Below are 12,031 nucleotides of genomic sequence, written 5' to 3' on the forward strand. Positions count from 1 at the left end.
TTTTTTCTTTACATTTTACATTTAACAATATATGATGATGGACTATCATTTCAAGAATTTTTCAAAAGCGGGTGAATCGTATGAAATTTGAGCATTCAGATGTACTGAAGCAGCTGCCGGAGCAGTTTTTCGCTTCCTTGGTCAAAAAGGTGAATGAAAAAATTGCCGCCGGCCATGATGTCATCAATCTCGGTCAGGGGAATCCGGATCAGCCGACACCGGAACATATCGTTGATACAATGGCGCAAGCCGTCCGCAACCCTGAAAACCACCGGTATTCTTCCTTTCGCGGCAGCCGTTCACTCAAGGAGGCGGCGGCCGCGTTCTATCAAAGGGAATACGGCGTAGAGCTCGATCCTGAACGCGAAGTCGCTGTATTGTTCGGCGGAAAAGCCGGTCTTGTCGAACTTCCGCAATGTTTGTTAAATCCGGGGGATACAGTGCTCGTTCCCGATCCCGGCTATCCCGACTACTGGTCGGGCGTTGAACTGGCAAGAGCGAACATGGAAACGATGCCGCTTACAGCGGACAATCAGTTTCTGCCTGACTACAGCCGGATTCCCAAGGAAGTGAAAGAAAAAGCGAAGCTCATGTATTTAAATTATCCGAACAACCCGACCGGTGCCCAAGCCACATCTGCTTTTTTCGAAGAGACCGTCCGGTTTGCCAAGTCGAACGGAATTTGCGTCGTCCATGATTTTGCCTACGGCGCGATCGGCTACGACGGCAAGAGGCCTGTCAGCTTTCTCGAAACGGCGGGAGCAAAAGACGCAGGAATCGAAATTTACACGCTTTCCAAAACGTATAATATGGCTGGATGGCGGGTCGGGTTTGCAGTCGGCAACGCCTCTGTGATCGAAGCGCTGAACCTTTACCAGGACCATATGTATGTCAGCCTCTTTAAAGCAGTCCAAGACGCCGCGGCGGCCGCGCTCCTATCAGATCAAGCGTGTGTCCAGGAGCAAAATGAGCGCTACGAAAAAAGGCGGAATGCATGGATCCGCGCGGTCCGCGATATCGGCTGGCATGCGGATGCTCCGCAAGGATCTTTTTTCGCCTGGATGCCTGTTCCCGACGGCTATACATCTGAGGCTTTTTCCGATCTGCTTCTCGAAAAAGCGAATGTCGTCACCGCGCCCGGCATCGGCTTCGGCAAACACGGGGAAGGCTATGTGAGAGTCGGCCTCTTGACAAGCGAAGAGCGGCTCCGGGAAGCGGCTTCGCGTATTGCCGAGCTGAATATATTCAAAAAGACCGGCCACAGTCATTGACAACCGGGAGAAACGATGGGATAATTCAAAATAATTTATAAAATCAATATTCTTATCAAGAGCAGGCAGAGGGACAAGCCCGATGAAGCCCGGCAACCGACTTTTTAAGCACGGTGCTAATTCTTGCAGCTGACGCTGAGAGATAAGGATTCGAACCTGAAAAGCGAAACCTCTTTTAGCTAAAGCAGCAAAAGAGGTTTTTTTATATGCATGAAGCAGGAAGGAGCTACAGAATGAGTGAACTTTTGGCAACATATATCTTGGCCGATCCAGGCTGTGACGCAGAAAAGCGGGCCGAGCAAATCGCGATCGGGCTGACGGTCGGATCGTGGACAGATCTGCCGCTCTTAAAGCAGGAGCAGCTGAAAAAGCATAAAGGACGCGTCGTCAACGTCGAAGAAACAGAAAGCGAGCTGGGGGAAAAACAGGCAACGGTCACCATCGCCTATCCGGAAGCCAATTTTACAAACGACATTCCCGCTGTGCTGACGACCGTTTTTGGAAAGCTGTCTCTCGACGGAAAAATCAAATTGGCGGATTTGGAGTTTTCGCGGTCTTTTAAGCAATCTTTGCCGGGTCCAAAATTCGGCGTATACGGGATCCGGAAAAAAATCGGCGAATTTGAAAGGCCGCTGTTGATGAGCATTTTTAAAGGCGTCATCGGCCGCGATATGGAAGACTTGAAGGAACAGCTGAGGCAGCAGGCTCTTGGCGGAGTGGATTTGATCAAGGACGATGAAATCCTATTCGAAACAGGCAGTGCCCCCTTTGAAAAACGAATCACGGAAGGAAAAAAAGTGCTTGAGGAAGCCTTTGAAGAAACAGGGCGCAAAACGCTGTATGCCGTCAACCTGACGGGCAGGACAATGGAGCTGAAAGCGAAAGCGAGAAAAGCAGCCGAGCTCGGAGCTGATGTTTTGCTGCTTAATGTGTTTGCCTACGGGCTCGATGTTTTGCAAAGCTTTGCAGAAGACGATGACATCCCGCTGCCGATTATGGCGCACCCGGCAGTAAGCGGCGCACTTACTTCATCGCCGCATTACGGTTTTTCCCATTCGCTCTTGCTCGGCAAACTGAACCGGTATGCGGGTGCCGATTTCAGCCTGTTCCCTTCTCCGTACGGAAGCGTCGCTCTGCCGAAGCGAGATGCGCTTGCCATATACGATGAATGCACGAAGGAAGACGTCTTTAAACCGACATTCGCGGTGCCGTCGGCCGGCATTCACCCCGGCATGGTCCCGCTCTTGATGAAAGACTTTGGCATTGACCACATCATCAATGCAGGCGGGGGGATTCACGGCCATCCAAACGGGGCGGCAGGCGGAGGAAGAGCGTTTCGGGCGGTCATTGATGCCGTCTTAGAAGCGGAGCCTGTCGAAGAGAAAGCAAAGCGCTCTCCCGATTTGAAGCTCGCCCTTGAAAAATGGGGAAGGGTTGAGGTCTCTGTATGAGAAAGCCGCTTATCATTTGCGATTTTGACGGAACGATCACAACAAACGACAACATCATCAGCATTATGAAACAATTTGCTCCAGAAGAATGGACCGCTCTAAAAGACGGGGTTCTGTCCAAGGACATATCGATTCGGGACGGAGTCGGCAGAATGTTTAATTTGCTTCCGGCCAGCCTGAAAGAAGACATTACGGCATATGTACTGAAACAAGCCGAGACCCGCCCCGGATTTAAAGAATTTGTTTCTTTCCTGGATGAGAAGGGTCTTCCGTTTTACGTTGTGAGCGGAGGGATGGATTTTTTCGTCTATCCTCTGCTTGAAGGAATTGTCGGAAAGGACCGCATTTATTGCAACGAGGCCGCTTTCACCAGCCGCAATATCGAGATCCGCTGGCCGTATCCGTGTGACGGCGGCTGCGGAAATGACTGCGGCTGCTGCAAGCCTTCCATCATCCGCCGGCTGAAAGGCCGGGACGATTTCGTTGTCATGATCGGGGACTCTGTTACAGATGTTGAAGCTGCCAAATGTTCCGATTTATGCATCGCGCGCGACTATTTGCTGCGGGAATGTGAAGAGCTCGGCTTGAAGCATGCGGCATTCGGCGATTTCCGCGATGTAAGGCGAATACTCGAAGAGACCGCGGAGGTGAAAGAATGGATGTCTGAGCAAAAACGGCAGGAACTAGCCGAGGTAAAAAAAGAGCTTGCGGAAAGGGATTGGTTCCCGGCGACAAGCGGTAATCTGTCAATCAAAGTATCAGAAGACCCGCTGCGGTTTCTCATCACAGCAAGCGGAAAAGATAAAAGAAAAGAGACCGAGGAGGATTTTCTCCTGGCGGACGAAGAGGGGAGGCCGGCGGAGACCGGACACGCGCTGAAGCCGTCGGCGGAGACGCTGCTGCACACCTATGTCTATCAACACACAAACGCCGGCTGCTGTCTTCACGTCCACACGGTTGACAACAATGTCATCTCAGAGCTTTATGCAAAAGAAAAGCAAGTGACATTCAGGGGCCAGGAAATCATAAAGGCGCTCGGACTTTGGGAGGAGCACGCGGAGGTCACGGTCCCGATTATCGAAAACAGCGCTCATATTCCTGATTTGGCGGCGGATTTTGCCGGGCACCTTTCAGGCGATTCAGGCGCAGTGCTGATTCGCAGCCACGGCATTACTGTCTGGGGAAAAACGGCATTTGAGGCAAAGCGGATGCTTGAAGCATATGAATTCTTGTTCAGCTGGCATTTAAAGCTGAAAGCTTTGCAGGCTTATCACGTTTAACTAAAAAAGGGGGAGAAAGCATGGCGACAATTCGGATCCATGATGAACAAAACACGAGCATTGAAAACCAGGAAGAAGTAGAACAATTTCTAAAGCGGCAGGAGGTCATTTATGAAAAGTGGGATATCACAAAACTGCCGGCCGGTTTAAAGGAAAAATACGATTTGACCGATGAAGAGAAACAGGAGATTTTAGACGTCTTTGCCGCTGAAATCAAAGACATTTCAGAACGCCGCGGCTATAAAGCGAGCGATGTCATCTCGCTTTCCGACCAAAATCCGAAACTCGATGAGCTTTTGAAAAACTTCAAACAGGAGCATCATCATACAGACGATGAAGTCAGGTTTATCGTCAGCGGCCACGGCATCTTTGCGATAGAAGGAAAAGACGGCACATTTTTTGATGTCCTTTTAAATCCGGGGGATTTGATCTCTGTTCCTGAAAACACCCGCCATTATTTCACGCTTCAGGAAGACCGGAAAGTCGTGGCTGTCAGAATCTTTGTGACGACAGAGGGCTGGGTGCCGATTTATGAAAAAGAGAATGTGAACCAGTCATAAAAAAAGCGTCCCCGGGGACGCTTTTTATTTGTTTCTGTCATAAAGAGCCTTGATGTGGCCTTCATGAAATGAAAGATGCGGTTTTTCATTTTGATAGTATTGAAGACGGTCAAATACAGAGCCTGTGTGAAGCTCGAACTTATGGCCGTCTGGATCTGAGAAATAAATTGAATCTCTGTCTCCTTCATGCCGTTTTCTGCCCTTCAGCACATTAACGCCTAAATCGTGTAATTTCTTTTCCCAGAACGGCAAATCTTCCTGTTGGATCGAAAACGCGATATGGGTGTAAGAGTCGTGGATTTCCTGTCTTTTAATGTCTTTCTCTTCGTTGAATGCGAGCCAGATGCCGTTCAGGTCAAAATAAGCGGTTTTCTCGGCTTTTACGAGCCACTTGGCATCAAACACCTTTTCATAGAATGAAATAGAGACGGACAGGTCAGAGACCGAAAACAAGAGATGATTGATGCCGAGGATTTTATTGTTTTCCATTGTAATTTACTCTCCCTGTTAGATGTGTTTCAAACCCGTCCAGCTCTTTGGTGATTTGCCTGAAGAGAAAAGCGAGCACAGCCGCATCATCAAGCCAGCCGACGCCTGCGAGAACATCGGGGATCAAATCGATCGGTGACAGCACATAGATAAATGCCAGCGCGGCCAGCAAAATTGTTTTTTTCGGGAATAAGGGGTAGTCTCCCTTTCTCCAGGCTCTAAATGCCCTGAAAAACAATAAGAGGCCTGAATATGCTTCTTTCACGGCAAAGACGGTTCGGAGCTTTGAAACTGGTTTTTTCATCATTTGGCGCATCATTGGACCTCCTTCTATCCGTATGAACTCTTTTAAAGGTGGTTTACCATATTTCATCGATGGGTATAACACCATTAATTCCACAAATCTATTATACTCGATTTCAAAATATTTTTTTCGGAAATAGGTTTACAAAATAAGTATAATCTGTAATAATGCTCAAGTACGCAAAATCTGGATGGTTTTAAGAAACGATATGTTGGTAAGGGGTGAAGCGTATGCAAAGGTATATTGAAAAAGAAGCATTGCTCGTTTCCATCAGCAAGAAGCGGCAAATGATGGTTGAAGCCGCTGAAATCTATGGATATACAGGGGATGAAACGATCAGGCGGAGCCAGGAGCTGGATCAATTAATTTATGAATATCAAAAATTGTCTATGAATGAAAACGCGCCAGACAATCTGCTGCAAGATTTTTTAGGCTGCATCGACTGTCTGCCCGTTGAAAAATATACGGCATAGCGGATGAACGAAAAAGAGCTGCCGTAAGGAAGGCAGGCTCTTTTACAGGAACGGGGAAACCTCAGTCGTCCTGTTCCTTTGAAGTCGGCAGCGTAATCGTTACAGTCGTTCCTTTATGCCGTTCGCTTTCGATATGAATGGTTCCCCCGTACATGGAAATGATGCGCTTGCACACGACAAGGCCGAGTCCGGTTCCTTTTTCTTTTGATGTAACAAAAGGCTGGAAAATACTTTCCATCATTTCTTGTGGAATGCCTTCTCCGATATCCTTCACAATAATTTGCGCCTTCTCTTGATCATGTTCGATTTGAATGACCAGCTTTCCGCCGTTTTTCATCGATTCAAGAGCATTTTTGGCGACGTTCAAGACAACCTGCTTAATATGATCCTTTTTACAATACACATAAGCCGGATCTTCTCCGCAGTCTTGAAATTCCACTTCCACATTATATAAATTTGCCTCAGAATGAATAATCGGCATGATCTCGTCAATCATTTCATTCATGGAGTTGAGCTGCCACTGCTCTGCCGTCGGCTTTCCGAGCACGAGAAACTCGCTGACAATCTGGTTGATCCTCCGGATTTCCTGGTCGATGATTGAGAAATACATTTGATCTTCTTTTGATTGATATTTTTTTTGAAGGAGCTGGATAAAGCCGCTGATGCCTGTCAGCGGGTTTCTGATTTCATGAGCGGTGCTCGCCGCCAAGGTGCCGATTAATTCGAGCTTCTGCGCTTCATTTTGGGCGCGCTCCTGCTTGGTCCGCCGCTTCAGCAGGACATACTGGAGCAGGAGGAACATAATATTCAGCAGAATGAAAATACTCAAAAATGACAGCAGAAGACTGTGAACGATTTCATCAAGCTGGACCGGTTCCGGATAGACTTCAAGCTTCCAGTCGATCTGGTCCAAAAAAGCGTCGACGGTACCGCCGTCCGGCTTCTCAGGAGGAGAATGGCCTGCCGTAAAGACGATCTGATTCTTCTGATTGAGAATTTTGATATAAAGCTCAGGGCTCAAGACGTTCATGATATTTTTCAGATAATCGACGCGGATCGAAGCGAGCAGAAAATTTGTTGTTCTCCCTTCGCTGTCAAAGACCGGAGTAAAAATATTCAGCTCCAGCCCGTCCGACACTGTATGTATATCGTCTGTGATCACGGATTTCTTTGATTTTTCCGCTTTTTGCAGAATGCTCTTGTAAGAAAGCGCCTTTTTTTCTTTGGCGGGAGACGTGCTCACCATGACATCGCCGTCTTCATTTAAAAGGTATAAAGCCGAAAAACGCGGTTCTTTTTTATACGTTTCCGTCAGGATTCGTTTGATATGCTGCTCATTAACAGGGTGGTTGAGGGCCGTGGCAAGGGAGCTGAGCCTTGCTTCTGTTTCGCCGATCAGGTAATTGATTTGGTTGCGGTGAATATTGAGCATGAGAGTCGCAGTCTGACGGTGCTTTTCAGTGATATTTTCTCGTTCTTGTTCGTATACAAAAAAGCTTATAATGAAGGCGGGGATCATCACCAAGATCAAATAAAGCCTGATTTTCTTCCATATACTTTTCAAATTGCGCATGTTTTTACTCTCTCCCAATCGATACAGGAATAGAGGTATTATATCACTAGTGAGAGCCGATTTATAGAAAAGATAACCAATACCGTGAAAATAGGACACAATGCCGGGGAATTTCCGGATATATCTATTTGCTGTTCAATTCCTACTCATCATAACATGGTTTGAATGTTAACAGTTGACATTTTCCTCATAGTTTATTAATGTTTTCCTGTAGTTGTTTCTTTGGAGATGAGTGATATGAGTAATAGAGAACAGGAACAGTCCTTGAAGTTATTTATTGTATTATCTCGAGCGTACAGATCCATTAATGATCATATGAATAAACATATTCATCATCATGGTCTGAATCCAACCGAGTTTGCCGTTTTAGAACTCCTCTATCATAAAGGGGATCAGCCCCTTCAGCAAATAGGGGATAAGATTCTTCTGGCGAGCGGGAGTATTACATATGTGGTTGACAAGCTTGAGCAAAAGCAGCTGATCACGAGAAGAGCCTGTACGACAGACCGCAGGGTGACCTATGCGCAAATTACAGATAAAGGCACCGAGCTCCTCGAGAAGATTTTTCCGGGTCATGCAGAAGAGCTGCACAACATGATCAGCGTATTAAGCGATGAGGAGAAAGAAGCCTGCATCGAAATGCTGAAAAAAGTCGGACTGAATGCAAGAAATATTTATAAGGGCAAAGAGTAAGGAAGCTGCCAAAAGACAGCTTCCTTATTCTTTTTTATTCAGATTTTCCTGGCCGATCGGCAGGATAAGGATTTCAACGCGTCTGTTTTTTCTTCTTCCTTCTTCGGTGTCATTTGAAGCGATCGGTTTAAATTCCCCGTAGCCTTTCGCGCTGAAGATCTTGGCGTCAAGCTTTGGATTTTCGATTAAAAGCCCCATGAAATTGACAGCCCGCATCACGCTTAAATGCCAATTTGATTTAAATTGAGAATTTCGAATCGGCACATTGTCCGTATGCCCGCTGATTACGATATTGCGGGGCGGGTTCAATACGAGAAGGTCGGATACTTCCTTGGCCAGCGGAATGTCCTGCTGGCGGATCTCCGCTTTTCCGGAATCGAAAAAGATATTATCCTCGATGGAAAGGAGGAGGCCCTCGTCTGTCAGCTTCGTATTGACCTGTTTTTGAAGATTCTTCTCTTTAATAAACCGGTTGACCTGCTCCTGAATTTTTTTCAGCGACTGCTTGTCTTTTTCTTTTTGAGCTTCGGAGAGATCTTTTGCCTGGTCAGGGCTTTTTCCATCTTCGGTTGTGCTCGTTTTCGGCTCGGTGAAGCTGGAATAATCCATCATTCCTGTTCCGCCGGTAAATACGGCATTAAATGATTTTGACAGCATATCGAACTTCTTGGCGTCGATCGAGCTCATGGCAAACAGTACGATGAACAGGGCCAAAAGCAGTGTCAGCAAGTCTGCATATGGGATGAGCCAAGACTCATCCACGTGTTCTTCATGGTCTTTTTTGTGCTTCTTTTTTCTAGCCATTGCTGCTGTCCCCTTTGTCTCCATCTGGGATGACGATGCTGGAGCGTTCGCTTGGAGAAACGTACATCAAAAGCTTTTGTTCAATGACTTTTGGAGCCTGGCCTTCCAAGATCGAAAGGATGCCTTCAATCATAACTTCGCGGACTTTGACTTCCTGTTTGGATTTCCGCTTTAATTTATTGGCAAAAGGATGCCATAGTACATATCCGGTGAAGATCCCGAGAAGGGTGGCGACAAAGGCGGCGCTGATCGCATGTCCAAGCGCTTCTGTGTCGCTCATATCCGCAAGTGCGGCGATCAGTCCGACAACAGCGCCCAAAACGCCGAGTGTCGGCGCATATGTGCCTGCCTGGGTAAAAATACCCGCTCCGACTTGATGCCTTTCTTCCATTGCTTCAACTTCTTCAGTTAAAACGTCCCTGATAAAATCGGCACTTTGACCGTCAACCGCCATGCTCATGCCGTTTTTCAAAAATTCATCATCGATCTCATTCAAATTTGCTTCCAAAGCGAGAAGTCCTTCGCGTCTTGCGATTTGCGCCCACTCGGAAAACATCGGGATCAGTTCGTTGATTTCGATCATCTTCTTCTCTTTGAACAAGATGCCGAAGAGTTTGGGAACCTTTTTGAGCTCGCGGATTGGAAAAGCGATCACAACTGCTGCGATTGTCCCGACAAGGATGATCAGCCATGCCGCGGGATTGACGAGAACGGAAGGGCTGACACCTTTCATGACCATGCCGACACCTACTCCGATGATAGCTAAGATGATTCCAATTAACGATGTTTTGTCCATTTTTTCACCAATTCCTTTAACTAACTTTTCTATCGTTAATATCGGTGTTGCGTGATAGGAACTTTAGGCTGTTTCTTAAATTGTTGCAAAATCATGGTGAAAAGGGACTTTAGGGTTATTTAATGTTAAAAAATAGAACTTTTGTGATTCTTATGTTGTATGTAAAACGACCTCCGCGATCGGAGGCCGTTGTGTGTGTTATCTGGTTGTTTTCACCCGGATTTCATCGTTTTCAACGATAACCGCAAAACCTTTGATGTGTTCTTCTTCAAGCAGCAGATCGGTCATTTGATCTTCGACCGCTGTTTGAATGGTTCTTCTTAATGGGCGGGCGCCAAAGGCCGGATGGTATCCGATTTCAGCGATTTTTTCTTTTGCCTCATCTGAAACTTCGAGCGTCATGTTTTGCTCTTTTAACGTTTCTTCAAGCTCTTTCAGCAAGAGGGCGGCGATCTTGACCAGATCTTCTTTTTCGAGCGGCTGGAATTCGATGATGCTGTCAAATCTGTTCAGGAATTCCGGCTTAAAGTAGCCGCTTAATGAATCGATCATTGATTGTTCGCCCATTACTTGCTCTTCCCGGTTAAAACCGACGGTTGTCCGCTTTTCAGATACACCGGCATTGCTTGTCATAATAATGACGGTATCTTTAAAGCTGACCGTCCGCCCTTGGCTGTCTGTCAGACGTCCGTCTTCCATGATTTGCAGGAACATGTGCTGGACATCGGGATGGGCTTTTTCGATTTCATCGAGCAAAACGATGCTGTACGGGTTCCTCCGGACTTTTTCGGTAAGCTGTCCGGCTTCTTCGTGGCCGACATATCCAGGAGGCGAACCGATCAGCTTTGATACGGCGTGTTTTTCCATGTATTCGCTCATATCGAGGCGGATGATGGCATCCTTCGTGCCGAACAGTTCTTCCGCAAGCCTTTTAGAAAGTTCTGTTTTACCGACACCTGTCGGGCCGACGAACAGGAATGAACCGACAGGCCTGTTTTTTGATTTCAGGCCGGCGCGGCTTCTTCTGACGGCTTTTGCCACTTTTTTCACCGCTTCTTTTTGACCGATCACGCGGCTTGAAAGGTGTGCTTCAAGCTCTTTCATTTTCTTCTGATCGTCGTGCTGAAGCTTGCCGACCGGAATGCCGGTTTTTTGTTCGATGATCGCTTGAATGTCTTCCGCTTCAACTGTTGCCCGTTTTTCTTCCTCATGGCTTTCCATTTTTTTATGCAGCGCTTCTTCTTCGTCGCGGAGTTTTGCTGCAAGCTCGTAGTTTTCTTCTTGAAGCGCTTTGGCTTTTTCCGCTTCGATTTCTTGCAGGCGTTGGGAAGCTTGTTCACCGCTGACCGTGTCGATTTTCAAGTTCGCTTTTGAACCGGCTTCATCCAAAAGGTCGATCGCCTTATCGGGAAGATGGCGGTCCTGAATATAGCGGCTTGACAGAATGACGCAGGCTTTGATCGCTTCATCCGTGTAAGTCACATCGTGATATGCTTCGTATTTTTCCTTGAGCCCGTTTAAAATCGCTGCGGCCTGCTCAATTGTCGGTTCGTGCACCATGATCGGCTGAAAGCGCCGCTCTAACGCCGCATCTTTTTCAATTTGGCGATATTCCTTCAACGTCGTAGCGCCGATAACTTGCAGCTCGCCTCTGGCAAGTGCAGGTTTTAAAATGTTGCCCGCATCCATGGAGCCTTCTGCAGAGCCGGCCCCGACAAGAAGGTGAATTTCGTCAATAAACAAGATTGCGTTTTTGCGTTCTTTCAGCTCTTTCATCAGCTGTTTCATTCTTTCTTCAAATTGCCCTCTGATGCCGGTGTTTGCCACGAGGGAAGCGACATCAAGCAGGTAGAGCTCTTTGTTTTTCAATTTATTTGGAACATCGCCTTCGGCGATTTTGAGAGCAAGTCCTTCAGCGACGGCTGTTTTACCGACGCCCGGTTCACCGATTAAGACCGGATTGTTTTTATTTCTGCGGTTTAAGATCTCGATCACACGGGCTACTTCATCATCGCGGCCGATCACCGGATCGATCAAGCCGGTCTTTGCTGCATTTGTTAAATTGACGGCAAGTTCATCGAGCAAGCCTTTTTTGGCAGCGGTTTGCGTCTGCGCTTGTGATGGCTGGCTGAAGAAAGAACCTCCGCCGCCAAAAAAGTGATTTCCTGAAAACATAGAAGGCTGAGTCAGCTCTTTATAGCAGTCTTCACATAAATCCATTTGTTTTTTTGTAAAGTTGATTTGCATGTTTAGGCGAATCGTCGCCTCATTTTTTTGACAATGTTGACAACGCATTTGCCAAAACCCCCTTTATTGAATTTGACCTTTTTTGACCAA

The 12,031-nt window shown here is 47.0% G+C and carries 12 protein-coding genes, 1 pseudogene and 1 riboswitch; of the genes and pseudogenes, 7 read left to right on the forward strand and 6 right to left on the reverse strand.

The features are described from left to right. The first annotated feature begins 80 nt into the window (after nucleotides 1-80). The 5 genes and pseudogenes from TRNA_RS29025 (at nucleotide 81) to TRNA_RS29040 (ending at nucleotide 4,562) form a co-directional block, all read left to right on the forward strand. Nucleotides 81-1,271, forward strand: a complete 1,191-nt coding sequence (locus TRNA_RS29025; protein ID WP_003181072.1) for a pyridoxal phosphate-dependent aminotransferase — start codon at nucleotides 81-83, stop codon at nucleotides 1,269-1,271. Nucleotides 1,272-1,320: 49 nt separating this feature from the next. Then, a riboswitch (SAM riboswitch) is annotated at nucleotides 1,321-1,420 on the forward strand. 84 nt (nucleotides 1,421-1,504) lie between these two features. Beyond that, entirely contained in the window at nucleotides 1,505-2,722 is a 1,218-nt protein-coding gene (gene mtnW, locus TRNA_RS29030) for a 2,3-diketo-5-methylthiopentyl-1-phosphate enolase (RefSeq protein WP_003181075.1), read from the forward strand. Next, nucleotides 2,719-3,363, forward strand: a pseudogene (gene mtnX, locus TRNA_RS44100) (2-hydroxy-3-keto-5-methylthiopentenyl-1-phosphate phosphatase); the annotation flags it as partial. The gene mtnW and the pseudogene mtnX, both read left to right, overlap by 4 nt. An 18-nt stretch (nucleotides 3,364-3,381) precedes the next feature. Beyond that, a complete protein-coding gene (locus tag TRNA_RS44105) occupies nucleotides 3,382-4,002 on the forward strand; it encodes a methylthioribulose 1-phosphate dehydratase (RefSeq protein ID WP_025805738.1) in 621 nt (206 codons plus the stop codon). 20 nt (nucleotides 4,003-4,022) lie between these two features. Continuing rightward, the gene (locus TRNA_RS29040) at nucleotides 4,023-4,562 is read left to right on the forward strand and encodes a 1,2-dihydroxy-3-keto-5-methylthiopentene dioxygenase (RefSeq protein WP_011197890.1); all 540 of its coding nucleotides are present in this window, start codon (nucleotides 4,023-4,025) and stop codon (nucleotides 4,560-4,562) included. Nucleotides 4,563-4,586: 24 nt separating this feature from the next. Here TRNA_RS29040 and fosB read toward each other — a convergent pair whose 3' ends face one another. After that, nucleotides 4,587-5,051 carry a metallothiol transferase FosB gene (gene fosB, locus TRNA_RS29045; RefSeq protein ID WP_011197891.1) on the reverse strand — a complete coding sequence of 155 codons (465 nt, stop codon included), beginning with the start codon at nucleotides 5,049-5,051 and terminating at the stop codon, nucleotides 4,587-4,589. Then, the gene (locus TRNA_RS29050) at nucleotides 5,038-5,367 is read right to left on the reverse strand and encodes a YkvA family protein (RefSeq protein WP_011197892.1); all 330 of its coding nucleotides are present in this window, start codon (nucleotides 5,365-5,367) and stop codon (nucleotides 5,038-5,040) included. The genes fosB and TRNA_RS29050 overlap by 14 nt, the downstream gene beginning before the upstream one ends. Before the next feature lie 218 nt (nucleotides 5,368-5,585). Between TRNA_RS29050 and TRNA_RS29055 the strand changes: the two genes are divergently transcribed. Beyond that, nucleotides 5,586-5,828, forward strand: coding sequence for an aspartyl-phosphate phosphatase Spo0E family protein (locus TRNA_RS29055; RefSeq protein WP_003181085.1), 243 nt, complete (start codon nucleotides 5,586-5,588; stop codon nucleotides 5,826-5,828). 61 nt (nucleotides 5,829-5,889) lie between these two features. Here the strand turns inward: TRNA_RS29055 and TRNA_RS29060 are convergent, their stop codons facing one another. Then, nucleotides 5,890-7,401 (reverse strand): PAS domain-containing sensor histidine kinase, encoded by a 1,512-nt coding sequence (locus TRNA_RS29060; RefSeq protein WP_003181087.1) that lies wholly within the window; start codon nucleotides 7,399-7,401, stop codon nucleotides 5,890-5,892. A gap of 237 nt (nucleotides 7,402-7,638) precedes the next feature. Here TRNA_RS29060 and TRNA_RS29065 point away from each other — a divergent pair, with 237 nt between their 5' ends. Beyond that, nucleotides 7,639-8,094 (forward strand): MarR family winged helix-turn-helix transcriptional regulator, encoded by a 456-nt coding sequence (locus TRNA_RS29065; RefSeq protein WP_003181089.1) that lies wholly within the window; start codon nucleotides 7,639-7,641, stop codon nucleotides 8,092-8,094. A 24-nt stretch (nucleotides 8,095-8,118) separates the two neighbouring features. On the opposite strand, the gene motB is transcribed toward TRNA_RS29065, so the two are convergent. From motB to clpE, 3 genes are all read right to left on the reverse strand, one after another. Beyond that, nucleotides 8,119-8,898 (reverse strand): flagellar motor protein MotB, encoded by a 780-nt coding sequence (gene motB, locus TRNA_RS29070; protein WP_003181091.1) that lies wholly within the window; start codon nucleotides 8,896-8,898, stop codon nucleotides 8,119-8,121. Then, the gene (gene motA, locus TRNA_RS29075; protein WP_003181093.1) at nucleotides 8,891-9,694 is read right to left on the reverse strand and encodes a flagellar motor stator protein MotA; all 804 of its coding nucleotides are present in this window, start codon (nucleotides 9,692-9,694) and stop codon (nucleotides 8,891-8,893) included. Before motA ends, motB begins: the two co-directional genes overlap by 8 nt. 198 nt (nucleotides 9,695-9,892) lie before the next feature. Continuing rightward, nucleotides 9,893-11,989 (reverse strand): ATP-dependent protease ATP-binding subunit ClpE, encoded by a 2,097-nt coding sequence (gene clpE, locus TRNA_RS29080; RefSeq protein ID WP_011197893.1) that lies wholly within the window; start codon nucleotides 11,987-11,989, stop codon nucleotides 9,893-9,895. Nucleotides 11,990-12,031: the final 42 nt, after the last annotated feature.

Source organism: Bacillus licheniformis DSM 13 = ATCC 14580 (assembly GCF_000011645.1).
Classification (GTDB): domain Bacteria; phylum Bacillota; class Bacilli; order Bacillales; family Bacillaceae; genus Bacillus; species Bacillus licheniformis.

Coding starts and splice junctions, on each gene's coding strand:
- TRNA_RS29065 (WP_003181089.1), top strand. CDS start 7,639: ATGAGTAATAGAGAACAGGAACAGTCCTTGAAGTTATTTATTGTATTA.
- clpE (WP_011197893.1), bottom strand. CDS start 11,989: ATGCGTTGTCAACATTGTCAAAAAAATGAGGCGACGATTCGCCTAAAC.
- TRNA_RS29040 (WP_011197890.1), top strand. CDS start 4,023: ATGGCGACAATTCGGATCCATGATGAACAAAACACGAGCATTGAAAAC.
- fosB (WP_011197891.1), bottom strand. CDS start 5,051: ATGGAAAACAATAAAATCCTCGGCATCAATCATCTCTTGTTTTCGGTC.
- TRNA_RS44105 (WP_025805738.1), top strand. CDS start 3,382: ATGTCTGAGCAAAAACGGCAGGAACTAGCCGAGGTAAAAAAAGAGCTT.
- motB (WP_003181091.1), bottom strand. CDS start 8,898: ATGGCTAGAAAAAAGAAGCACAAAAAAGACCATGAAGAACACGTGGAT.
- TRNA_RS29050 (WP_011197892.1), bottom strand. CDS start 5,367: ATGCGCCAAATGATGAAAAAACCAGTTTCAAAGCTCCGAACCGTCTTT.
- TRNA_RS29025 (WP_003181072.1), top strand. CDS start 81: ATGAAATTTGAGCATTCAGATGTACTGAAGCAGCTGCCGGAGCAGTTT.
- mtnW (WP_003181075.1), top strand. CDS start 1,505: ATGAGTGAACTTTTGGCAACATATATCTTGGCCGATCCAGGCTGTGAC.
- motA (WP_003181093.1), bottom strand. CDS start 9,694: ATGGACAAAACATCGTTAATTGGAATCATCTTAGCTATCATCGGAGTA.
- TRNA_RS29055 (WP_003181085.1), top strand. CDS start 5,586: ATGCAAAGGTATATTGAAAAAGAAGCATTGCTCGTTTCCATCAGCAAG.
- TRNA_RS29060 (WP_003181087.1), bottom strand. CDS start 7,401: ATGCGCAATTTGAAAAGTATATGGAAGAAAATCAGGCTTTATTTGATC.